19 protein-coding genes are annotated in these 22,406 nt (G+C 55.9%); 14 read left to right on the top strand and 5 right to left on the bottom strand.

Annotated elements, in window-relative coordinates:
• Positions 1 to 29 precede the first annotated feature (29 nt).
• From rplK to tuf, 10 genes are all read left to right on the top strand, one after another.
• Complete coding sequence (gene rplK, locus M8T91_RS16060) at positions 30 to 461, top strand: 50S ribosomal protein L11 (RefSeq protein WP_301415189.1); 432 nt, start codon at positions 30 to 32, stop codon at positions 459 to 461.
• 1 nt (position 462) lies between these two features.
• A complete protein-coding gene (gene rplA / locus M8T91_RS16055; RefSeq protein ID WP_301415187.1) occupies positions 463 to 1,158 on the top strand; it encodes a 50S ribosomal protein L1 in 696 nt (231 codons plus the stop codon).
• Between the two features lie 281 nt (positions 1,159 to 1,439).
• The gene (rplJ, locus tag M8T91_RS16050) at positions 1,440 to 1,934 is read left to right on the top strand and encodes a 50S ribosomal protein L10 (RefSeq protein WP_108731647.1); all 495 of its coding nucleotides are present in this window, start codon (positions 1,440 to 1,442) and stop codon (positions 1,932 to 1,934) included.
• Between the two features lie 77 nt (positions 1,935 to 2,011).
• Positions 2,012 to 2,377 carry a 50S ribosomal protein L7/L12 gene (gene rplL / locus M8T91_RS16045; RefSeq protein WP_301415186.1) on the top strand — a complete coding sequence of 122 codons (366 nt, stop codon included), beginning with the start codon at positions 2,012 to 2,014 and terminating at the stop codon, positions 2,375 to 2,377.
• A gap of 282 nt (positions 2,378 to 2,659) precedes the next feature.
• Positions 2,660 to 6,733, top strand: coding sequence for a DNA-directed RNA polymerase subunit beta (gene rpoB / locus M8T91_RS16040; RefSeq protein WP_301415184.1), 4,074 nt, complete (start codon positions 2,660 to 2,662; stop codon positions 6,731 to 6,733).
• Positions 6,734 to 6,858: 125 nt separating this feature from the next.
• Entirely contained in the window at positions 6,859 to 11,088 is a 4,230-nt protein-coding gene (rpoC, locus tag M8T91_RS16035) for a DNA-directed RNA polymerase subunit beta' (RefSeq protein ID WP_301415183.1), read from the top strand.
• A 251-nt stretch (positions 11,089 to 11,339) separates the two neighbouring features.
• On the top strand, positions 11,340 to 11,714 hold the full coding sequence (rpsL, locus tag M8T91_RS16030; RefSeq protein ID WP_067150990.1) for a 30S ribosomal protein S12: 375 nt from the start codon (positions 11,340 to 11,342) through the stop codon (positions 11,712 to 11,714).
• A 110-nt stretch (positions 11,715 to 11,824) separates the two neighbouring features.
• Positions 11,825 to 12,295, top strand: coding sequence for a 30S ribosomal protein S7 (gene rpsG / locus M8T91_RS16025; protein ID WP_301415181.1), 471 nt, complete (start codon positions 11,825 to 11,827; stop codon positions 12,293 to 12,295).
• Positions 12,296 to 12,385: 90 nt separating this feature from the next.
• Positions 12,386 to 14,491 (top strand): elongation factor G, encoded by a 2,106-nt coding sequence (fusA, locus tag M8T91_RS16020; protein WP_301415179.1) that lies wholly within the window; start codon positions 12,386 to 12,388, stop codon positions 14,489 to 14,491.
• Between the two features lie 75 nt (positions 14,492 to 14,566).
• The gene (gene tuf / locus M8T91_RS16015) at positions 14,567 to 15,760 is read left to right on the top strand and encodes an elongation factor Tu (RefSeq protein ID WP_301415178.1); all 1,194 of its coding nucleotides are present in this window, start codon (positions 14,567 to 14,569) and stop codon (positions 15,758 to 15,760) included.
• Positions 15,761 to 16,070: 310 nt separating this feature from the next.
• Here the strand turns inward: tuf and rrtA are convergent, their stop codons facing one another.
• From rrtA to M8T91_RS15990, 5 genes are all read right to left on the bottom strand, one after another.
• On the bottom strand, positions 16,071 to 16,700 hold the full coding sequence (gene rrtA, locus M8T91_RS16010) for a rhombosortase (protein ID WP_301415176.1): 630 nt from the start codon (positions 16,698 to 16,700) through the stop codon (positions 16,071 to 16,073).
• A gap of 2 nt (positions 16,701 to 16,702) precedes the next feature.
• Entirely contained in the window at positions 16,703 to 17,545 is an 843-nt protein-coding gene (rhlP, locus tag M8T91_RS16005) for a rhombotarget lipoprotein (RefSeq protein WP_301415174.1), read from the bottom strand.
• 583 nt (positions 17,546 to 18,128) lie between these two features.
• Positions 18,129 to 18,536 carry a VOC family protein gene (locus M8T91_RS16000; protein WP_301415172.1) on the bottom strand — a complete coding sequence of 136 codons (408 nt, stop codon included), beginning with the start codon at positions 18,534 to 18,536 and terminating at the stop codon, positions 18,129 to 18,131.
• 166 nt (positions 18,537 to 18,702) lie between these two features.
• On the bottom strand, positions 18,703 to 19,323 hold the full coding sequence (locus M8T91_RS15995) for an RNA polymerase sigma factor (protein ID WP_301415171.1): 621 nt from the start codon (positions 19,321 to 19,323) through the stop codon (positions 18,703 to 18,705).
• Positions 19,324 to 19,757: 434 nt separating this feature from the next.
• Positions 19,758 to 20,234 carry an aminoacyl-tRNA deacylase gene (locus M8T91_RS15990; protein ID WP_301415169.1) on the bottom strand — a complete coding sequence of 159 codons (477 nt, stop codon included), beginning with the start codon at positions 20,232 to 20,234 and terminating at the stop codon, positions 19,758 to 19,760.
• A gap of 175 nt (positions 20,235 to 20,409) precedes the next feature.
• Here M8T91_RS15990 and rpsJ point away from each other — a divergent pair, with 175 nt between their 5' ends.
• The 4 genes from rpsJ (at position 20,410) to rplW (ending at position 22,398) form a co-directional block, all read left to right on the top strand.
• Entirely contained in the window at positions 20,410 to 20,721 is a 312-nt protein-coding gene (rpsJ, locus tag M8T91_RS15985) for a 30S ribosomal protein S10 (RefSeq protein ID WP_010133849.1), read from the top strand.
• 116 nt (positions 20,722 to 20,837) lie between these two features.
• Positions 20,838 to 21,473, top strand: coding sequence for a 50S ribosomal protein L3 (rplC, locus tag M8T91_RS15980; protein ID WP_301415167.1), 636 nt, complete (start codon positions 20,838 to 20,840; stop codon positions 21,471 to 21,473).
• Between the two features lie 17 nt (positions 21,474 to 21,490).
• Positions 21,491 to 22,105, top strand: a complete 615-nt coding sequence (gene rplD, locus M8T91_RS15975; protein ID WP_301415166.1) for a 50S ribosomal protein L4 — start codon at positions 21,491 to 21,493, stop codon at positions 22,103 to 22,105.
• Positions 22,102 to 22,398, top strand: coding sequence for a 50S ribosomal protein L23 (gene rplW / locus M8T91_RS15970; protein ID WP_301415164.1), 297 nt, complete (start codon positions 22,102 to 22,104; stop codon positions 22,396 to 22,398). The genes rplD and rplW overlap by 4 nt, the downstream gene beginning before the upstream one ends.
• Positions 22,399 to 22,406: the final 8 nt, after the last annotated feature.

Here is a 22,406-nt window from a genome sequence, read left to right as displayed (position 1 = left end):
CGCTATCACCCATCTAGAGGAGAGCTGTAATGGCTAAGAAAGTTGAAGCTTATATCAAGCTGCAAGTGGCTGCGGGTCAAGCTAACCCCAGTCCGCCCGTCGGCCCTGCACTGGGTCAGCACGGTGTAAACATCATGGAATTCTGCAAGGCCTTCAATGCCCAGACCCAGGGTATGGAGCCGGGACTGCCGGTGCCGGTTGTAATCTCTGTATACAGTGATCGCTCCTTCACCTTCATTATGAAGACCCCGCCTGCCGCAGTATTGCTGCGCAAGGCTGCCAAGATCAAAAGCGGTTCCGGCCGCCCCAATACGGAGAAGGTGGGCAGGGTTACCCGCGCCCAGTTGGAAGAGATTGCCACCACCAAAATGCCCGACCTGAGCGCATCCGATATGGACGCGGCCGTGCGCACCATCGCCGGCTCTGCACGCAGCGCCGGTATCGAAGTGGAGGGTCTGTAATATGGCTAAATTGAGCAAGCGCCAGCGCGCTATCGCTGAGCAAGTGGAAGCTGGCAAGGCTTACGGCATCGAAGAGGCGATCTCGCTTCTGAAAACGCTGTCCAGTGTTAAGTTTGCGGAGACCGTAGATGCCTCTGTCAACCTGGGCATCGATCCGCGCAAATCTGATCAGGCTGTTCGTGGTGCGACTACGCTGCCGCACGGTACCGGTAAAGAGGTGCGCGTTGCTGTCTTCACCCAGGGCGCCAACGCTGATGCGGCCAAGGAAGCCGGTGCTGACCTGATCGGTATGGACGAGCTGGCTGCTGAGGTAAAAGCGGGCAAGATGGACTTCGATGTCGTCATCGCTTCCCCGGATGCGATGCGCGTTGTTGGCCAGTTGGGCCAGATTCTCGGGCCGCGCGGCCTGATGCCGAACCCGAAGACCGGAACCGTAACTCCCGATGTTGCTACTGCGGTAAAAAATGCCAAGGCGGGCCAGGTGCGTTTTCGCGCTGATAAAGGTGGCATCATTCACGGCGGTATCGGTAAAGTGGCTTTTGACGCAAGTGCACTGAAAGAAAATCTGGAAGCGCTGGTTGCTGATCTGAAGAAAGCCAAGCCGGCTTCTGCCAAGGGCGTATTTCTGAAGAAGATCACCCTGAGCACCACGATGGGCCCGGGCCTGACTATCGATCAGTCTTCTCTGAACATCTAATTGAAACTGCACATTGGCAAATGCCTCTGGGCAGTACAGTGAACTTTGGGGTCCACCCCTATGCTTTGCAAAAGGGTGGGCCGTCAAAGACCGTAGGTGCCCGGTGCGTTGAGGTTGAACGCATCCGGCTTAATCCGAACTTCGGCCAGGCGGGCCAACAAGAGGTTCGAGCCTACGCAGACGGTGTCGCCCAAACCAGTATTTTTACTGGATTTGCGCTTTATGCACCGGAACGGATCGGACGTCTAAGTCCGGTTTTTTTCAAATCCAGGAGTGACACTATGGCTATTGGACTCGAAGACAAGAAAGCGATTGTCGCAGATGTCCAGCAAGCTGCTGAAAGTGCTCTGTCTGCGGTTGTTGCGGATTCCCGTGGCGTAACCGTGAATGACATGACCACTCTGCGCAAAGAGGCGCGCGAGAACGGCGTTTGGTTGAAAGTCGTGCGCAATACTCTGGCGCGTCGCGCTCTGGCAGGTACCGAATACGAATGTCTGACTGACAAATTCGTAGGTCCCAGCATCATTGCATTCTCTAACGAACACCCAGGTGCCGGCGCGCGTATCCTGAGCCAGTTCGCCAAGGGCAATGACAAGCTGGAACTGAAAGGTGCTGCCTTCGAAGGCGCGATCACCGACGTCGCATTGTTGGCAAGCCTGCCGACTTACGACGAGGCGATCGCCAAGCTGATGAGCGTGTTGAAAGAAGCATCTGCTGGCAAGCTGGTTCGCACTATTGCGGCCGTTCGCGACCAAAAAGAGCAGGAAGCTGCGTAATTTATTCGCTAGAGCGAATCGCAGTTTCAAAACGAAATACGAGCAGCTACTGCTCAAACCAATTCAGGTAATGACTCATGTCTCTGACTAAAGAAGATATCATCAACGCAGTTGCCGAAATGTCCGTCAAGGATGTCGTCGAGCTGATCGAAGCGATGGAAGAGAAGTTCGGTGTAACTGCAGCAGCAGCAGTGGTGGCCGGTCCGGCTGCTGCTGAGGCGGCTGAGGAGAAGGACGCTTTCGATGTAATCCTGACCGCCGCAGGCGACAAGAAAGTAAATGTGATCAAGGCTGTTCGCGGCATCACTGGCCTGGGCCTGAAGGAGGCCAAGGCCCTGGTTGACGGTGCTCCCAGCCCGCTGAAGGAAGGCGTGAGCAAGGACGAGGCCGAAGCCGCTAAGAAAGAGCTGGAAGACGCCGGCGCATCTGTAGAACTGAAGTAATTCAGTTGTAGTGATTCCCGCTATCAGTCGTTTGATACGGCGGGTGGCGGTAAGGCTGGTGGACTTTTGTCTGCCGGCCTTTTTGCCGTTTGCAGTGCTGGGGTTTTGCCGGAAATAGCGTGGCAAATCCCATCAACTATCGTGCAGTGACCGCGCTGCCTGAAACATGGAGAGGATTCTGACCAGAACAGTGAAGCTGTGTTGTTCAGAGGCTTCTCGCCCGTAAAAGCTCCCGAGTGGAGTTCCACGAAGTCTTGCCACCGATCAAGCTGGGGAATTTGAATGGCTTACTCATATACTGAGAAAAAACGTATCCGCAAGGATTTTGGCAAACTGCCCAAGGTCATGGATGTGCCCTTCCTGCTTGCGATACAGCTGGATTCATATCGCAATTTTACACAGGCTGACAAGCGCCCAGACGACCGCCTGGACATCGGCCTGCAGGCGGCGTTTAAATCCGTTTTTCCAATTGTCAGCTATTCCGGCAATGCCGCCCTGGAGTATGTAAGCTATACGCTCGGTAAGCCCGCTTTTGATGTCAAGGAATGCACCCTGCGCGGGGCGACTTACGCCTGTCCCCTGCGCGTGCGTGTGCGCCTGATTATTTACGATAAGGAGTCTGCGAATAAGTCCATTAAGGACATCAAAGAGCAGGAAGTGTACATGGGCGAGATTCCGCTCATGACCGATAACGGTACCTTCGTAATCAACGGTACCGAGCGCGTTATCGTCTCCCAGTTACACCGCTCCCCGGGTGTATTTTTTGATCACGACAAAGGCAAGACCCACTCCTCCGGCAAACTGTTGTATGCCGCGCGCGTTATTCCCTATCGCGGTTCCTGGCTCGATTTCGAGTTCGATCCGAAAGATCTGGTGTTTGTACGCATTGATCGTCGGCGTAAACTGCCGGCGACTATCCTGTTGCGCGCCCTGGGCTTCAGCTCCCAGGAAATGCTGGAGATGTTTTTCGAAACCAGCAGGTTTGAACTGCTGGAGGACCGTGTCAGCCTGGAGCTGATTCCCTCCCGCCTGCGCGGTGATGTGGCTTCCTTCGACATCAAGGACAGCAAAGACAAGGTGGTGGTGGAAGAGGGACGGCGCATCACGCCCCGCCATATCCGCCAGTTGGAAAAAGCCGGGGTCAAGAATCTGGAAGCGCCACTGGAATACTTGCTTGGGCGTATTCTGGCGCACGATGTGATTGATGAGTCTACCGGCGAGATCGCGGTCGAGTGCAACACGGAGATTACCGATGAGGTCATCGCCAAGCTGCAGGGGCTCAAGGTCAAACACTGTGAAACCCTGTATACCAATGATCTCGATCGCGGCTCGTTTATCTCCGATACCCTGCGCGCAGATCCCTCCCGCACCCAATTGGAAGCGCTGGTAGAAATCTATCGCATGATGCGCCCGGGTGAACCGCCCACCAAGGAGTCAGCGGAGTCCCTATTCGAGAACCTGTTCTTTACCGACGAGCGCTACGACCTGTCCGCCGTTGGCCGCATGAAGTTCAACCGCCGCCTCGGCCGCGAAGACGAGACCGGCCCGGGAACCCTGAGCAAGGAGGATATTGTCGAAGTCCTCAAGACGCTGATTGATATCCGCAACGGTCAGGGTATGGTGGACGATATCGACCACCTGGGTAACCGCCGGGTGCGCTCCGTGGGCGAGATGGCCGAAAACCAGTTCCGCGTGGGGCTGGTGCGCGTCGAGCGCGCCGTCAAGGAGCGCCTGTCCATGGCTGAGTCCGAGGGCCTGATGCCGCAGGATCTGATCAATGCCAAGCCGGTGGCGGCGGCGGTCAAGGAATTCTTCGGTTCCTCGCAGTTGTCACAGTTTATGGATCAGAACAACCCGCTCTCGGAAGTGACCCACAAGCGCCGCGTTTCCGCGCTGGGTCCGGGTGGCCTGACCCGCGAGCGTGCCGGTTTTGAAGTGCGCGATGTCCACTCGACCCATTACGGTCGCGTATGTCCGATTGAAACCCCGGAGGGGCCGAATATTGGACTGATCAACTCGCTCGCCACCTACGCCCGCGCCAACCACTACGGCTTTCTTGAGAGCGCCTACCGCAGGGTGATCGACGGTCGCGTAACTGACGAAATCGAATATCTGTCCGCTATCAATGAAGCCAATTACGTGATTGCCCAGGCGTCTGCAGCGGTTGATGGGGAGGGACGCTTTACCGATGATCTGGTAAGTGTGCGTTACCAGAATGAATTTACCCTGAAAGCACCGGGCGAAATCCAGTATATGGATGTTTCTGCCAAGCAGGTGGTGTCTGTGGCCGCGGCCATGATTCCGTTTCTGGAGCACGATGATGCCAACCGTGCCCTGATGGGTTCGAACATGCAGCGCCAGGCGGTTCCGACTCTGCGCGCCGAGAAACCACTGGTGGGCACCGGTATGGAGCGCACCGTAGCCCGTGACTCCGGTGTGTGCGTGGTGGCCAAGCGCGGTGGCGTGATCGAGCGAGTCGATTCCAGCCGTGTGGTTGTACGCGTGGCGGATGCCGAGGTGGAAACCGGTGATGCCGGTGTGGATATCTACAACCTGACCAAATATATCCGCTCGAATCAGAATACCTGTATCAATCAGCGCCCGATCGTGAATACCGGCGATCGCGTGGCCCGCGGCGATATTCTCGCCGACGGTCCCTCCATCGATCTTGGCGAGCTGGCCCTGGGCCAGAACATGCGCATCGCGTTTATGCCCTGGAACGGTTACAACTTTGAGGACTCCATTCTTATCAGCGAGCGCGTGGTACAGGAAGACCGCTTTACCACCATCCATATTCAGGAGCTGACCTGTATTGCCCGCGACACCAAGCTGGGCAGTGAGGAAATTACCGCGGATATTCCCAACGTGGGGGAATCCGCCCTGAACAAACTGGATGAGTCCGGCATTGTGTATATCGGTGCGGAAGTGGGGGCCGGCGATATCCTGGTGGGCAAGGTCACTCCGAAAGGGGAAGCCCAGCTGACCCCGGAGGAAAAACTGCTGCGTGCGATTTTTGGTGAGAAGGCATCCGATGTGAAGGACACCTCCCTGCGCGCGCCCAGTGGCACCCGGGGTACCGTAATCGATGTACAGGTGTTTACCCGCGATGGCCTGCAGAAAGACCAGCGCTCTATCGATATCGAAAAGGCACAGTTGGATGAAGTACGCAAGGACCTGAACGAAGAATACCGTATCGTGGAGGGTGCGACCTTCGAGCGTCTGCAGGCAGCGCTGCAGGATCAGAGAGCCGCCGGTGGCAAAGGCATCAGCAAGGGGCAGGAGCTGACCGCGGAAGTGCTGGGCGCGCTGCCGCGTGAAGACTGGTTCAAGCTGCGCATGGAAGACGAAAGCCTGAATGAACAGTTGGAAAAGGCGGAAGCCCAGTTGAAAGAGCGCCGCAAACTGCTTGACGAAGCCTTCGAAGACAAGAAGAAAAAACTGGAGTCCGGTGATGATCTGGCCCCGGGTGTACTGAAAATTGTCAAGGTGTATCTGGCGATCAAACGCCGTATCCAGCCGGGCGACAAGATGGCCGGTCGCCATGGGAACAAGGGCGTGATCTCCGTGATCAAGCCCGTCGAGGATATGCCCTACGATGAAAACGGCGAGCCGGTGGATATCGTTCTCAACCCCCTGGGTGTGCCCTCGCGGATGAACGTCGGCCAGGTTCTGGAAATGCACCTGGGCATGGCCGCCAAGGGGCTCGGCGTGAAAATCGACCGTATGATCAAGGAGCAGCAGGCAGTCGCCAAGGTGCGCGGATTCCTGGATGCGGTTTACAACTCCACCGGTGGCCGTCGCGAAGAGTTGCAGGCTCTGTCCGATGAGGAGGTCATGGCGATGGCGCAGAACCTGCGTCGTGGTGTGCCCATGGCAACGCCGGTCTTTGACGGTGCCGATGAGAGCGAGATCAAGCAACTGTTGCGCCTCGCCGATATCCCGGATTCCGGCCAGATCACCCTGCACGACGGCCGCACCGGCGATGCTTTCGAGCGCCCGGTGACCGTGGGCTACATGTACATGCTGAAGCTGAACCACCTGGTGGACGACAAGATGCACGCGCGTTCCACCGGTTCCTACAGTCTGGTGACCCAGCAGCCGCTGGGCGGCAAGGCGCAATTTGGCGGTCAGCGTTTCGGGGAGATGGAAGTCTGGGCGCTGGAAGCCTACGGTGCCGCCTACACCCTGCAGGAAATGCTTACGGTCAAATCCGACGACGTGGAAGGACGCACCAAGATGTACAAGAACATCGTGGACTCGGATCACCGTATGGAGCCCGGTATGCCGGAGTCCTTCAATGTTCTGGTGAAGGAAATCCGCTCTCTCGGCATGAACTTCGAGCTCGAGCACGAGTAGGACTGACGGGCACAGCAGCCAAGCAGGTGAATTGAGACAAGCGCCGGCGCCCTGAGAGCAACGGGGCCCGGCCCACCCGGCACAGTCTATAGCCGGGTTGATTACCCCCTAGTGGAGGAAAGGCCTTGAAAGATTTATTAAACCTGGTGAAGTCCCAGGAGCAGTTGGAAGAGTTTGATGCGATTCGCATCGGTCTGGCCTCGCCGGACATGATCCGCTCCTGGTCCTACGGTGAAGTGAAAAAGCCGGAAACCATCAACTACCGCACCTTCAAGCCGGAGCGCGAAGGTTTGTTCTGCGCCAAGATTTTTGGTCCGGTGAAAGACTACGAGTGCCTGTGCGGCAAGTACAAGCGCATGAAGCACCGCGGCATTATCTGTGAGAAATGTGGCGTTGAAGTGACCAAGGCCAAAGTGCGTCGGGAGCGTATGGGCCACATCGAACTGGCCAGCCCGGTTGCGCATATCTGGTTCCTGAAATCCCTGCCGTCCCGTATCGGCCTGCTGCTGGATATGACCCTGCGGGATATCGAGCGCGTGCTCTACTTTGAATCCTACGTGGTGACCGAGCCGGGCATGACCACTCTGGAGCGCGGCCAGCTGCTCAACGATGAGCAGTACTTCGAGGCGATGGAGGAGTTCGCTGACGAGTTCGAGGCGAAGATGGGTGCCGAGGCGATTCAGGAACTGATGAGCGATATCGAGCTGCCGGCGGAAATCCAGCGTCTGCGGGAGGAGATTCCGGCCACCAACTCCGAAACCAAGATCAAGAAACTGTCCAAACGCCTGAAGTTGCTGGAGGCCTTCTACAAGTCCGGCAACAATCCCGAGTGGATGATCATGCAGGCCCTGCCGGTACTGCCGCCAGACCTGCGTCCGCTGGTACCCCTGGATGGTGGCCGCTTTGCGACTTCGGATTTGAACGACCTGTATCGCCGAGTGATCAACCGCAACAACCGTCTCAAGCGCCTGCTGGAGCTGAATGCACCGGATATTATTGTGCGCAACGAAAAGCGCATGTTGCAGGAATCCGTGGACGCGCTGCTGGATAACGGCCGCCGCGGCCGCGCCATCACCGGCTCCAACAAACGCCCGCTGAAGTCCCTGGCGGATATGATCAAGGGCAAGCAGGGCCGCTTCCGCCAGAACCTGCTGGGCAAGCGCGTGGACTATTCCGGCCGTTCCGTGATTGTGGTGGGGCCGACCCTGCGCCTGCACCAATGCGGTCTGCCCAAGAAAATGGCCCTGGAGCTGTTCAAGCCGTTTATTTTCGGCAAGCTCGAAGCCCGCGGCCTGGCCACCACCATCAAGGCAGCCAAGAAAATGGTCGAGCGCGAAGAGGCGGTGGTATGGGATATCCTCGATGAAGTGATCCGCGAGCACCCGGTACTGCTGAACCGCGCCCCGACCCTGCACCGTCTGGGTATTCAGGCGTTCGAGCCGGTACTGATTGAAGGCAAGGCGATTCAGCTGCACCCGCTGGTGTGCGCGGCCTATAACGCCGATTTCGACGGTGACCAGATGGCGGTGCACGTACCCCTGACCATCGAAGCGCAGTTGGAATCGCGCGCGTTGATGATGTCCACCAACAATATCCTGTCGCCCGCCAACGGCGAGCCCATCATCGTGCCGTCCCAGGATGTGGTTCTGGGGCTGTACTGGATGACCCGCGAGCGTGTCAACGACAAGGGCGAGGGGATGTACTTCTCCGACGTCAAGGAGGTCAGCCGCGCGTTCTATGCCAAGCAGGTTGGCCTGCAGGCGAAGGTCAAAGTGCGTATCCGCGAGATGATTCTCGGAGAGGATGGCGAGAAACACGAAACCATCTCTGTACAGGACACCACGGTAGGCCGTGCACTGCTGTGGAATATCGTGCCGGAAGGCCTGCCGTTCGCGCTGGTCAACCAACCCATGAAGAAGAAGCCCATTTCCCGTGTGCTAAACGAGTGCTATCGCAAGGTGGGACTTAAGGCGACGGTTATTTTTGCCGACCAGCTGATGTACACCGGTTTTGATTTCTCCACCAAGTCCGGTTCTTCCATTGGTGTGAACGACTTCGAGATTCCCGCTGCCAAGGCTGATTTGATCACTGTGGCGGAAGAGGAAGTGAAGGAGATCGAAAGTCAGTTCGCCTCCGGTCTGGTAACCCAGGGGGAGAAATACAACAAGGTGATCGACGTCTGGTCCCGCACCAATGACAAGGTGACCAAGGCCATGATGGCCGGCATCAAAAAAGAGCCGGTGGTCGATCGCGAAGGCAAGGAGACCGAGCAGGATTCCTTCAACTCCGTCTATATGTATGCGGACTCCGGTGCGCGGGGCTCCGAGGCGCAGATCCGCCAGCTCGCCGGCATGCGCGGCCTGATGGCCCGTCCGGACGGCTCCATTATTGAAAACGCCATTACCGCCAACTTCCGCGAAGGACTGACCGTACAGCAGTACTTTATCTCTACCCACGGTGCCCGCAAGGGACTGGCGGATACCGCACTGAAAACCGCCAACTCCGGCTACCTGACCCGCCGTCTGGTGGACGTTGCCCAGGACGTGGTGATCACCGAAGTGGACTGCGGCACCGATGATGGCCTGACCATGGCGCCGGTGATTGAGGGCGGCGATGTGATCGAGTCCCTCGGCGATCGTATCCTCGGCCGTGTCGTGGCCCGCGATGTGCTTAAGCCCGGCAGTGACGAGATCGCGGTTTCTGCCGGCACCATGATCGATGAGAAGTGGGTGGAGCGTATCGAAGCCATGGGCATTGATGAGGTGCTGGTGCGCTCGCCAATCACCTGTGAGACCGCCCATGGTATCTGTGCCCAGTGTTACGGCCGCGATCTGGCCCGCGGTCACCGCGCCAATTCGGGTGAGTCTGTGGGGGTGGTTGCCGCACAGTCCATCGGTGAGCCGGGCACCCAGTTGACCATGCGCACCTTCCATATCGGTGGTGCCGCGAGCCGCGCCTCTGCGGCGGACAGCATCCAGGTGAAACAGGCCGGTACCGTGCGCCTGCACAATGTGAAGACGGTCAAAACGGAAGCCGGTACCCTGGTGGCGGTATCCCGCTCCGGTGAGCTGGCGATAGCCGACAGTGCCGGTCGCGAGCGCGAGCGCTACAAGCTGCCCTATGGTGCGGTGATCAACGTCTACGAGGGTGCAGAGGTCAATGGTGGCCAGATCGTGGCCAAGTGGGACCCGCACACTCACCCGATCATTACCGAAGTAGCCGGTTGGGTGAAGCTTTCCGGTATGGAAGAAGGGCTCTCAATCCGCAAGCAGACCGACGAGATCACCGGCTTGTCCTCTATCGAGGTGATTGATCCGGCCGAACGCCCGGCCGCGGGTAAAGACCTGCGCCCAGCGGTGACCCTGGTGAACGAGAGTGGCGAAGAGCTGACCCTGGCCAACAGCAATGCACCTGCACACTATGCGCTGCCGGCGCGCGCGATTCTCAGCCTCGCCGATGGCAGCAAGGCCAATTTGGGGGACGTGATCGCCCGTATCCCGCAGGAATCCGGCGGTACCAAGGATATTACCGGTGGTCTGCCGCGGGTTGCCGACCTGTTCGAAGCCCGCAAGCCAAAAGAGCCGTCCATCCTGGCGGAAATTTCCGGCACGGTTTCCTTTGGTAAAGAGACCAAAGGCAAGGTGCGTCTGCAAATCACCCCCCGCGATGGCAAGCCGCTGGCCAATGGCAAGGACCACTACGAGGTTCTGATACCAAAGCACCGCCAGCTGACCGTGTTCGAAGGCGAGACCGTAGAGAAGGGCGAGGTGATCTCCGACGGCCCGTCTAACCCCCACGATATCCTGCGCCTGAAGGGCGTGGAAGAACTGGCGCGCTACATCACTAACGAGATTCAGGAGGTGTATCGTCTCCAGGGCGTAGGCATTAACGATAAGCACATTGAAACTATTGTGCGCCAGATGCTGCGCAAGGTGGAGATCACCGAGATGGGCGATTCCGGCTTTATTAAGGGCGATCAGGTGGAATACCAGCGCGTGATCGAGGAGAACGAGCAACTGCGTGCCGAGAACAAGCAGCCGGCGCAGTTCGAGCGCCTGTTGCTGGGTATCACCAAGGCATCCCTGGCCACCGAGTCCTTCCTGTCTGCGGCCTCCTTCCAGGAGACCACCCGGGTTCTGACCGAAGCGGCAGTGACCGGCAAGGAAGACAGCCTGCGCGGTCTGAAGGAGAATGTGGTTGTGGGACGCCTGATCCCGGCAGGCACCGGCCTGGCCTACCACAGTGAGCGCAAACGCCAGCGCAGCCTGCAGCTGGAAGAGAGCTTCGGCGAAGGCCCCTCTGCGGCAGAAGTGGAAGCGGCGTTGACCGAGGCCCTGAAGTCCTCTGGCGAATAGCCCATATTGCTGCCTCGTCACCCCGGTAGCGTGATGGGATTTGAGGCACATTTGCCGTGAAGGGCGTATGGGCGACTGCCCGGGCCGGAAAGCACAACGCCCGTCGCCGATTGACTCGGTGGGGTGTCGCCTATAGAATGCGGCCCCCGCTGTTACGGGGTGTTTTGTCCGGCTTTCAGGTCGGCGTTACAAACAGACGACAGGCCCTCACTGTGAGAGGTGGGGGCATTTTATTTTTGGAGTGATTTTTAATGGCAACGATCAACCAGTTGGTTCGTAAGCCGAGAAAACGCAAAGTTGAAAAAAGCGATGTTCCCGCGCTACAGGCCAGCCCGCAGCGCCGGGGAGTTTGCACCCGCGTGTACACCACGACACCGAAGAAGCCGAACTCCGCACTGCGCAAGGTTTGCCGTGTGCGTCTTACCAATGGCTACGAGGTCACTTCGTACATCGGCGGTGAAGGCCACAACCTGCAAGAGCACAGTGTGGTACTGATACGCGGTGGCCGGGTAAAAGACCTGCCGGGTGTGCGCTATCACACAGTGCGCGGGGCACTGGACTGTGCCGGCGTCAACGATCGCAAGCAGGGCCGTTCCAAATACGGTGCCAAGCGTCCCAAAGGCTAATTCCCTGTAACCATTTGCGTTTCGGTTTCCAACCGGAGTAAGGCTGAGCTCGCTGGATTGTAAGGTGTTACGGCGGCGTCTCAGAGTAACCCTGAAGAGAGGCAATTCCCATGCCGAGAAGACGAGTAGTCGCCAAGCGCGAAGTGCTCCCCGACCCCAAGTTCGGGAACATCACCCTGGCCAAGTTCATGAATCACGTCATGATCAGTGGCAAGAAGTCCGTCGCAGAGCGTATCGTATACGGAGCCCTGGATTCGGTTTCTGAAAAACTCAACAGAGACCCCATCGAAGTATTCGAAGAGTCCCTGGAAAACATCGCGCCGATGGTGGAAGTGAAATCCCGCCGAGTGGGTGGCGCAACTTATCAGGTGCCTGTTGAAGTGCGCCCCTCGCGCCGTATGGCACTGGCAATGCGCTGGCTGGTGGAGTTTTCCCGCAAGCGCGGCGAAAAGTCCATGGCCCAGCGTCTGGCCAACGAAATGATCGACGCAGCCCAGAACAAGGGCGGCGCGGTCAAGAAGCGTGAAGATGTACACCGTATGGCGGAAGCCAACAAGGCGTTCTCTCACTACCGTTTCTAAGTCTGATGATGATCGACATCGGAAATTAATACCGAAAGGCAGCAGGGAAGTTTCCTGGCTGCCTTTTGCCGTTATATCGAGGATACAACTGTGGCACGTAAAACGCCTATTGCACGCTACCGCAACATCGGTATCTGCGCCCACGTAGACGCTGGCAAAACCACCACTACAGAGCGCGTACTTTTTTATACGGGACTGTCTCACAAAATTGGTGAGGTGCACGAAGGCGCCGCCACCATGGACTGGATGGAGCAGGAGCAGGAGCGCGGTATTACCATTACTTCTGCGGCAACCACCTGCTTCTGGGCTGGCATGCAGCAGCAGTTCGACCAGCACCGCGTAAACATCATCGACACCCCGGGACACGTTGACTTCACAATTGAAGTGGAGCGCTCCCTGCGCGTGCTCGACGGCGCTGTCGTTGTGCTGTGTGGCTCCTCTGGCGTTCAGCCCCAGACCGAAACTGTCTGGCGCCAGGCCAACAAGTACGAAGTACCGCGTATGGTCTTCGTCAATAAGATGGACCGTGCCGGCGCCAACTTCCGCAACGTCGTAAAGCAGCTGAAAGACCGCCTGAATGCCAATGCGGTTCCGCTGCAGATGACCATCGGTGCTGAAGATGACTTCAAAGGCGTGGTGGACCTGGTCAAGATGAAAGCCATTATCTGGAACGAGGCCGACCAGGGCACGACTTTCACCTACGAAGACATCCCCGCAGAGCTGGTGGACGAATGCGAAGAAATGCGCGAGTTCCTGGTAGAGGCGGCGGCGGAAGCCAGTGAAGAGCTGATGGAGAAATACCTGGAAGGGGATTCACTGAGCGAAGAGGAAATCAAGGCGGCCATCCGCCAGCGCACCCTGGCCAACGAAATTGTACCGGTTCTGGGCGGCTCTGCCTTCAAGAACAAGGGTGTGCAAGCGGTACTGGACGCGGTGATCGAATACCTGCCGGCACCGACCGAGGTGAAGGCAATCGAGGGAACGTTGGAAGATGGTGAAACCATTGAGACCCGCGAAGCAGATGACGACGCACCCTTTGCCGCGCTGGCATTCAAAATTGCCACCGATCCCTTTGTGGGGACCCTGACCTTCTTCCGCGTTTACTCCGGTCGTCTGGAGAGCGGTACCGCGGTATACAATTCTGTCAAAATGAAGAAGGAGCGCGTCGGTCGTATGGTGCAGATGCATTCCAATGACCGCAAAGAGATCAAGGAAGTGCTGGCCGGGGATATTGCCGCTGCAATTGGCCTGAAAGATGTGACCACCGGTGACACCCTGTGTGCCGAGAAGAGTAAAATCGTTCTTGAGCGTATGGAGTTCCCAGAGCCCGTCATTCACGTTGCGGTTGAGCCGAAATCCAAAGCGGACCAGGAAAAAATGGGTATTGCACTGGGCAAGCTGGCCCAGGAAGATCCCTCTTTCCGTGTGAAGACCGACGAGGAAACCGGCCAGACCATTATTGGTGGTATGGGTGAGCTGCATCTGGATATCATCGTTGACCGGATGAGACGGGAATTCAGCGTCGAGGCGAATATCGGTAAGCCGCAAGTGGCCTACCGCGAGGCGATTCGCAATACCTCCGAGATCGAGGGCAAGTTTGTCCGCCAGTCCGGTGGCCGCGGCCAGTTCGGCCATGTCTGGGTGAAATTCGAGCCCGCCGAGGACGCGTCCCAGGAAGGTCTGGAATTCGTTAACGAGATTGTGGGCGGTGTTGTACCCAAGGAATATATCCCGGCGGTACAGAAGGGTATTGAAGAACAGATGCAAAACGGGGTTCTGGCGGGCTACCCGCTGCTGGGCTTGAAGGCGACCCTGTACGATGGCTCCTACCACGATGTGGACTCCAGTGAAATGGCGTTTAAAATCGCCGGTTCCATGGCCACCAAGAAACTCTCTTCCGTGGGCGGCGCGGTGTTGCTTGAGCCTGTGATGAAAGTGGAGGTGGTTACTCCGGAAGAAAATATGGGGGACGTGGTCGGCGACCTTAACCGCCGCCGCGGCCTGATCCAGGGTATGGACGATAACCCGGCTGGCAAGGTGGTCAATGCCGAAGTGCCGCTGGCGGAAATGTTTGGCTATGCAACCGATCTGCGTTCCGCCACCCAGGGCCGTGCTACCTACACCATGGAGTTCCTGAAGTACGCCGAAGCGCCGAAAAACGTTGCCGATGACATCATCGCAAAGAACAAGGCCTGATTCACTTCTGCCCAAATGGGTCCCGGCGTTTGGTCGGGGTTTCTTTGGCAAACACTTAGCTAGAGGACATCTAAGATGGCAAAAGAAAAGTTTGAACGTTCCAAGCCCCACGTGAACGTGGGCACTATCGGTCACGTAGATCACGGTAAAACCACCCTGACCGCAGCGCTGACCCGTGTATGTGCGGAGGTCTGGGGCGGTGACGCAGTGGCTTTCGACGGTATCGACAATGCGCCGGAAGAGCGTGAGCGCGGTATCACCATCGCCACCTCTCACGTTGAGTACGAGTCCCCTATCCGCCACTACGCCCATGTGGACTGTCCGGGACACGCCGACTACGTGAAGAACATGATTACCGGAGCCGCGCAGATGGACGGCGCGATTCTGGTGTGCTCCGCCGCTGACGGCCCCATGCCGCAGACCCGCGAGCACATCCTGCTATCCCGCCAGGTGGGCGTCCCTTACATCGTTGTGTTCCTGAACAAAGCGGACATGGTTGACGACGAAGAGCTGCTCGAACTGGTGGAAATGGAAGTGCGCGAACTGCTCGACCAGTACGAGTTCCCGGGTGACGATACCCCGATCATTGTCGGTTCCGCCCTGATGGCTTTGAACGGCGAAGACGACAACGAACTGGGCACCACCGCGGTGAAGAAGCTGGTTGAAACCCTGGACGAGTACATTCCCGAGCCGGAGCGCGCGGTAGACCAGCCGTTTTTGATGCCGATCGAAGACGTCTTCTCCATTTCCGGTCGCGGTACTGTAGTGACCGGTCGTGTGGAGCGCGGAATTATCAAAACCGGTGACGAGATCGAAATCGTCGGTATCAAGGAAACCACCTCCACCACCTGTACCGGTGTGGAGATGTTCCGCAAGCTGCTCGACGAGGGTCGTGCAGGTGAAAATATCGGTGCGCTGCTGCGCGGTACCAAGCGCGATGAGGTGGAGCGTGGGCAGGTACTGGCGAAGCCGGGCTCTATCACACCGCACACCAAGTTCGAGGCGGAAGTATATGTACTGTCCAAGGACGAAGGCGGCCGTCACACCCCGTTTTTCAAGGGCTACCGTCCGCAGTTTTACTTCCGTACCACCGATGTGACCGGTGCGGTAGAGTTGCCGGAAGGTACCGAGATGGTCATGCCGGGCGACAATATCCAAATGGTTGTCACCCTGATTGCCCCGATTGCGATGGAAGACGGCCTGCGCTTTGCGATTCGCGAGGGTGGTCGCACTGTCGGTGCCGGCGTGGTTGCTAAGATCATCGAATAACTTCTACGCCTGACCAGAATAAAAAGCCGCCGCGGAAACGCTGTGGCTTTTTTGTCGTTTTCTTAAAGTAACCTTTTTACTATTTCGTATGTGCAGTGTTTGATTCGCGTCATGCTTGGTGCCGGATAATAGTGTTATCTTTTTAACTTCCTTTTATAATTAATGCCTGTGGCAGGCGGATAAATTCAAATTTTGTTAGAGGTGAAATAAGTTTAAGAAATAGAAATATATGGTCCTCTATACGTAATTGAGGCTTGCTCTGCATACATTTTTGGAATTTCCAATCTGGGCTCTTACCCTCCGCTGCTATTTATTTTGTTGGTGCTGGCGGGGAAGATAAATTATCATGGCTGTGTGTATTTTTTGAATGATTTGTAAGGGCTTGTTTTCTTTTCTCAATGAAATAGAAAAACGCTGCTACCAAGCAGCCGGTAATGTGACTTGTTTGCATTGGGGTAAATATCTGACTCTCAACATGAAATAAGCCGGGGGCGTTAATCTGGGTATCTACTACCATTTTGATTGGAAGGAAAAAGAGTATGAGAAAGCTTACGGTTTTCCATGGTTGAGCATCATTGATACCCATAAGAGCGCAATAGTATAAAAAGCCATATACAATTCCAGATAATCCACCATAGTAGGCCATTCCAGGTTTAAAGATGAGTAGTGATATGCTGGTGCACAGAGACATAAAAAAATAAAGTAAATATAAATTTGAATAGTTTTTTTTCTCTATCATATAGCCTACAATGCCAAAAGCCGATAGGTTATAAAGTAGGTGTATGTAAGAAAAGTGCACAAAGTGGCCTGTTAGAATGCGCCATATTTCACCACCAAGCAGGGCGTGTCTGTCGAAAATAAAGGCTGAAGTCCATTCAGGGTTTGTGCTTGACAGAAGGCTGGCTAAAATGATGGCCAAATAAAATACAGGTCGGCACATAATTACGCTCTTCTGCTTCTTTGCATCCACAGCCAATAAGCAAGTAAAGATAATAAGAAAATCACTATAGAGAGATCCAGGCTGCCACCACCGGTATAACCAGGCTTGTGCGTTATTTGGTAATCTGTGGGTAACTCTTTAACTTTATCCTTGAACAAATCAAGTTGTATTTCAAGATTTGAAACAAGTTCTTCGCTTGCCTCTTTGAAACTCTCTAAGCTGTCAATGCGCAGTTGCTCAGAAAGATTGATTGGGGTGGATTTACTTTTGATGTGGCTGGTGCCGGGAGCGCGGAATAACATTCTACGGCTTTGAATGTCATAAACCGATGCGTCTAGCATCGTATTGGTTGCATTTTTTTCTCCGGGTATAATGTAAGCCCCAACAAGGGTCCAGTAAGTGATTGATGCCAGACCCTCATCGGTAAACTGTGTTTGATCGTAGGAAAGTAGTGCAATAACGTCAATGCCATACATTGTTCTAAGTTGATCCAGATTTGCAAAGCTCCCTTTTTCTCTAAGATAGACGGAGGGGATGAGTTCTATTGATTGTACAAAGTCATGGCTTTTGAAGTTCTTGCTGACTTTATTCATCAAATCTATTTTGTCTCTTTCGGTGAGCGTTCGACTTTTTCCGGTTCCTTCAGGAACAAAAGCGATGCCGATTTTTAATGGTAAGGAAAGCCGTGGGATGCTTGGGGTTTCTATATGATCATCCTGGTTCGGGTATAAATACTGTACAGCGCTGCTGCTATAATGTGAGGACCTCATGACACCGCAACTGATCAAGGTTGCACAGGCAATAATTAGGAGTGTATAAGACAATGTTTTTTTGAATGACTTCATGGTGACAACGTATCCTGTGCTTTTGTCGGCTCGTTTGGAACTGCCGGGAAATGTGAGATTTTTAACTAAATTGTTTGTACCAAATAACCCGTTTATACTGGGAGCGTATGTGATGTTTGTCAGTTTTCCGCATTTCAGGCAAAACAACTTTGGGAATACAAGAACGGCATTTTTTGATTGAAAATTCTTTTTTGCCGTGAACACTGAAAAGGCAGAACTCTGGTCCAAACCAGACAAAATGCTGTTGTCAGGATACGCTCTTTGCAACCACCAGCTCTAATTTTGTTCCTCTAATAACGGATACCCTTTTTTCGCTAAGCTTGCTACTTGAAAGCTCTCAGATCGGGGGATGGTTGCTCAATTAGCAATCGGTGCCGGTCTCGACAGATGCCACAACCCTTGCCAAGAGAGGCCCGAAACCGGCTTAAACTACTGCCTGCCCAGTGCGCTAATTCTATGTGAGTGTATTCTACAGAAAAGTTTAAACCAGGGAAGTCTTGAGGCAATTGCTGAATCCGAGCCGGGGAAATCTGAAAGAGGCGAGCCTCAGAGGAAGCCCGCTTTATAGATAGTGAATACGAAATCAGAAGTGGTTTCTGGTCTGCTTTCCTGTTTCGTTGGGGGGCTGATAAATACTCAGTACATGTCCATCCGGGTCTGCAAAGTCCGCTGTCAATCCGCCGTCTGGGGCATGCTGGACCGGGGCCAGAATTTCCACATGGTGGGCGGTCAGGTGTTCCACCATGCGGTGAATTTCATTGTCGCCAACCGAAAAAACGGGGATAGGCGTGCGTGCGGGTTTCTCATCCCCTTCAAAAAAGATCAGCACGGAATCACCGATATGGGCCATCAGGTGGCCGCCGCTTTCTCCCTCTTCTGCGCCTGCTGCCCAGGTGGTTTTGAGGCCAAGGGTGTGCTCGTAGAATTGCCGGGTGTTGTGCAGGTTTTTGACAAAAAAGACAACGGCCTCGATACGTGAAGTTTGCAACATGTTGCTTTCCAGTTTGCGATTGATTTAGGGTGTATATCCGTCTGACGGATGCTTACTAGTTGCCATTGTCTGGCAATTTGTGAGCAACCCTATCCAATTTTGGGCCTCACAGCCCAATTGCGGTCTGCTATCGCAGTGGCTGGGCAGTCGACGAAGGGTGCCTGGGCTATTGCTCTGTCAACTGGCTGATCGATAGGAGGTTGCTGTCGGGGTCGGTGATACCGAAACGGAAACTGGGCAGGCGCGCGGGGCCCTGTGCCAGGACCGCTCGCCGGAGGCCGGCCCCGGAAGGGTTTGTGTTATCCAGGCGCGCGGCATAGGCTGCAGCCAGGTTTGCAGGGTCGATCCCGTTTGCCCGCTGTGACGTTAGTTTCTTTCGCAGGGCGCTGAGACGCTGCCGCATAGCGGCATCGGAAATGCCGAGTACCCGACAGATTTCCTTTTTGCTGAGTCCATTCAAGGTCAGTAACAGCACCAAGCGCTGTGCGGCGGGCAGGCATGGGATAGTATCCTTGCCGAATATGGCTGAATCTGCTCTGGATATATCCTCGCCGGAAGCATAGCGTGTTTCGCGCACCCGTCGACGCTCGGTACGGCGGGCTTGCATGGCGGCGAGATTGCGTAGTACCCCGTAAAACCAGGCCGCATCCCCAGCATTTTGAAATGGTGTTCGCTGCGCCTCCACAGCGGCGAGCAGGCCTTCCTGTAACAGATCTTCTGCCTCCTGGCCCCGTTGGGAAAGCCTGGCGGCAGTGCGCAGCCATTGTCGATAATGATCGGCAGCCATTGGTATGCTCCACCGGTGAGGGCATATAAAGAAGGCGATGATCTGACAGGGCAAGTTGCCCGGGATTGCGCCGTCACGGTTGTTTATCCATATGATACGGATTTTTTAGCCCGTGCGGTATGAGTGTATGAAATGCCAGTGCAACTGCCTATCCCGCTTGTACCCTGAAGTGCTCACCGGTCCTCAAGGCGCCGGGTTTAAGCTGTGTCTGCTGGTAGGCTGATTCGGGAATAGCCGCAGTGCTGGTCGGTCAGGTCGATAAGGGAGCGGATGCTCCGCTATCGGGGTGCAAAGGGGGGGTAGTAGCAGGGGCTGTTTCCCAGAGGATCGGCAGGTGGAGCCGGTTGCTCAGGCGGCGGGATTGGTGCAATGGCTAATTTGAACTCCGCAGCGGTGCCCCCCTGCGGAGCTTATGATCTTCAGTGGCGGCTTCCCTAGGGCCAGTCCTTGCTCAGGTCACAGCGCGGGCAGCCCTCGAATAATTTGAGGAAGAGGGGGCCATCCATCTCCACCAGTTCCTCGTGGTCGCCGGCCTCAAAGTAAATGGTTTCACAGTGGCCCAGGCTGCTGTCGAGCATGGTTGTAATGCCATAGGCTTGTCCCAGAGGGGGCAGAGCGCCCAACTCGCAGTCGGGGAAAATCGAGCCCAACTCATTTTCCGCCACCATCTCCAGACCGTTTCGTCCGGTTTCGTCGTGTACCGCGCGCATATCCAGGCTGCTGCTTGCGGGGATGACCACCAGCACGTGACCCTCTTCGTCGCGAAGCAGAATCGCCTTGGCGACCTGGTCCTCACGGACGTGGGCGGCATGGGCACTCTCGCGGCTGGTGCGGCTGTGGGGATGTTGGATCAAATGATAGTCGACCGATTGGTCATTAAGATATTGGCTCAGTTTTGCGGCAATGGTCATAGTGGGACTCTCCTCATTTCACTGCGGATACTCCATTGTAGTTTCAGCGGGTGAAATTTGTGCGGGTGTGCGGTTGACAGCCTTCTGCACGCCCCGTAGAATTCGCGCTCCTTTTCGCCCGCCCACGGGGCTGCGTAAAAGGACGTTCTTTATTTTTCAGTTGGAGTTTGATTCCATGCAGGGTCAACGTATCCGAATTCGCCTGAAGGCCTTTGATCACAAGCTGATTGATGCGTCTACACAGGAGATTGTAGAGACGGCCAAGCGCACCGGTGCCCAGGTTCGCGGCCCAATCCCGCTGCCGACGCGCAAAGAAAAGTACACTGTGCTGATTTCCCCGCACGTTAACAAAGACGCGCGCGACCAGTACGAAATCCGTACCCATAAGCGCTTGCTGGACATCGTTGAGCCGACCGAGAAAACCGTCGATGCGCTGATGAAGCTCGATCTGGCGGCCGGTGTTGAGGTCCAGATTAGTCTCGGCTAACACTTTTACTAACTACCGAATCCGAATCCCGGGCGAAAAAGGTCCGGGTAGTGTAACGCTCTGAAACTGGGCGGCCGCAGTGGGTTAAAGCCCCGTGCACTGAGAGGTTGATAAAGATGACAACAGGTATTGTCGGCCGCAAGAGCGGCATGACTCGCATCTTCACTGAGGATGGCGTATCCATTCCGGTCACCGTGATCGAGGTAACACCGAATCGCGTCACCCAGGTGAAAACTGTGGAAACTGATGGCTATGCCGCTGTCCAAGTGGCAGTGGGCAAGCGCAAGGCTTCCCATGTCTCCAAGCCCGAAGCGGGCCACTTCGCCAAAGCCAGTGTAGAGGCTGGCACCCGTCTTTTCGAACTGCGCACGGACAATTCCGAAGAGACTTTCGAGATCGGTTCTGAAATCACTGTTTCCAGTTTCGAAGCTGGCCAGAAGATCGATATCACCGGCACCTCCAAGGGTAAAGGCTTCCAGGGCGGTGTTAAGCGCTGGAATTTCCGCACCCAGGACGCCACCCACGGTAACTCCCTGTCTCACCGCGCCCCCGGTTCTATCGGGCAGTGTCAGACACCGGGACGTGTGTGGAAAGGCAAGAAGATGGCCGGGCATATGGGTGTTGCACGTGTTACTGTGCAGAACCTGGAAGTGGTGCGTGTCGATTCTGAACGCAACCTGCTGCTGATCAAAGGTGCCGTTCCCGGTGCCCCCGGCGGTAACGTTATCGTTCGTCCGGCAGTGAAAGCCTAAGTCTGGGGGAAATGGATATGGAACTGAATATCGCTACTCCCGAAGGCGCCAAAGGCACAATAGCTGTCTCTGAAGTGACTTTCGGGCGTGAATTCAATCAGGATCTGGTGCACCAGACCGTTGTCGCCTATATGGCTGGCGCACGTCAGGGCACCAAGGCACAGAAAAACCGCTCCGCTGTTTCCGGTGGCGGCAAAAAGCCCTGGCGGCAGAAAGGCACCGGGCGCGCGCGTGCCGGTACTATCCGCAGCCCGCTGTGGCGCTCCGGTGGTGTCACCTTTGCCGCGGAGCCGCGCGATCACGGTGTAAAGCTGAATAAGAAAATGTACCGCGCTGCCCTGCGCAGTATTCTGTCTGAACTGGCTCGGCAGGAGCGCCTGGTAGTGGTGGAATCCTTCGATGTGGAGGCGCCTAAAACCAAGCAACTGGTCAGCAAGCTGGCTCAGTATGACCTGTCCGAAGCGCTGATCGTGACCGAAGCGGTGAGCGAAAATCTCTATCTGGCCGCGCGCAACCTGCACAAGATCGATGTCCGCGATGTGCAGGCGATCGATCCTGTCAGCCTGATCCGTTTTGACAAGGTCGTGGTAACCGTGGCCGCGCTCAAGAAGATTGAGGAGGTGCTGGGATGAACCAAGAGCGACTTTACCAAGTACTGCTGGGCCCGGTAATTTCCGAAAAAGCTGCCGCACTGGCCGATAGCGCCAACCAGGTGGTTTTCAAGGTTTCCACCGATGCCGGGAAAGCGGAGATCAAGGCTGCGGTCGAGAAGTTGTTTAACGTCTCTGTTGAGCAGGTTCGCACCGTCAACGTTAAAGGCAAAACCAAGCGTACCCGCCACGGCATGGGCCGTCGCAACGATTGGAAAAAAGCCTACGTGCGCCTGGCTGAAGGCAGCGACATCAATTTTGAAGCTGCTGAGTAAAGGGGACT

The sequence above is a fragment of the Microbulbifer sp. MI-G genome, assembly GCF_030440425.1.
GTDB classification, from domain to species: domain Bacteria; phylum Pseudomonadota; class Gammaproteobacteria; order Pseudomonadales; family Cellvibrionaceae; genus Microbulbifer; species Microbulbifer spongiae.
Note: the sequence above shows the minus strand (reverse complement) of the source record. Positions and strands in the feature narration are given on the sequence as shown.

Bases quoted from the DNA above. Each gene is read 5' to 3' on its own strand.
- rrtA (WP_301415176.1), bottom strand. From the start codon at position 16,700: ATGTGCCGACCTGTATTTTATTTGGCCATCATTTTAGCCAGCCTTCTG.
- rplD (WP_301415166.1), top strand. From the start codon at position 21,491: ATGGAACTGAATATCGCTACTCCCGAAGGCGCCAAAGGCACAATAGCT.
- rpsG (WP_301415181.1), top strand. From the start codon at position 11,825: ATGCCGAGAAGACGAGTAGTCGCCAAGCGCGAAGTGCTCCCCGACCCC.
- M8T91_RS15995 (WP_301415171.1), bottom strand. From the start codon at position 19,323: ATGGCTGCCGATCATTATCGACAATGGCTGCGCACTGCCGCCAGGCTT.
- rplJ (WP_108731647.1), top strand. From the start codon at position 1,440: ATGGCTATTGGACTCGAAGACAAGAAAGCGATTGTCGCAGATGTCCAG.
- rplK (WP_301415189.1), top strand. From the start codon at position 30: ATGGCTAAGAAAGTTGAAGCTTATATCAAGCTGCAAGTGGCTGCGGGT.
- rplL (WP_301415186.1), top strand. From the start codon at position 2,012: ATGTCTCTGACTAAAGAAGATATCATCAACGCAGTTGCCGAAATGTCC.
- rplC (WP_301415167.1), top strand. From the start codon at position 20,838: ATGACAACAGGTATTGTCGGCCGCAAGAGCGGCATGACTCGCATCTTC.
- rplW (WP_301415164.1), top strand. From the start codon at position 22,102: ATGAACCAAGAGCGACTTTACCAAGTACTGCTGGGCCCGGTAATTTCC.
- tuf (WP_301415178.1), top strand. From the start codon at position 14,567: ATGGCAAAAGAAAAGTTTGAACGTTCCAAGCCCCACGTGAACGTGGGC.
- rplA (WP_301415187.1), top strand. From the start codon at position 463: ATGGCTAAATTGAGCAAGCGCCAGCGCGCTATCGCTGAGCAAGTGGAA.
- rpoB (WP_301415184.1), top strand. From the start codon at position 2,660: ATGGCTTACTCATATACTGAGAAAAAACGTATCCGCAAGGATTTTGGC.
- rpsJ (WP_010133849.1), top strand. From the start codon at position 20,410: ATGCAGGGTCAACGTATCCGAATTCGCCTGAAGGCCTTTGATCACAAG.
- rpsL (WP_067150990.1), top strand. From the start codon at position 11,340: ATGGCAACGATCAACCAGTTGGTTCGTAAGCCGAGAAAACGCAAAGTT.
- M8T91_RS15990 (WP_301415169.1), bottom strand. From the start codon at position 20,234: ATGACCATTGCCGCAAAACTGAGCCAATATCTTAATGACCAATCGGTC.
- M8T91_RS16000 (WP_301415172.1), bottom strand. From the start codon at position 18,536: ATGTTGCAAACTTCACGTATCGAGGCCGTTGTCTTTTTTGTCAAAAAC.
- rhlP (WP_301415174.1), bottom strand. From the start codon at position 17,545: ATGAAGTCATTCAAAAAAACATTGTCTTATACACTCCTAATTATTGCC.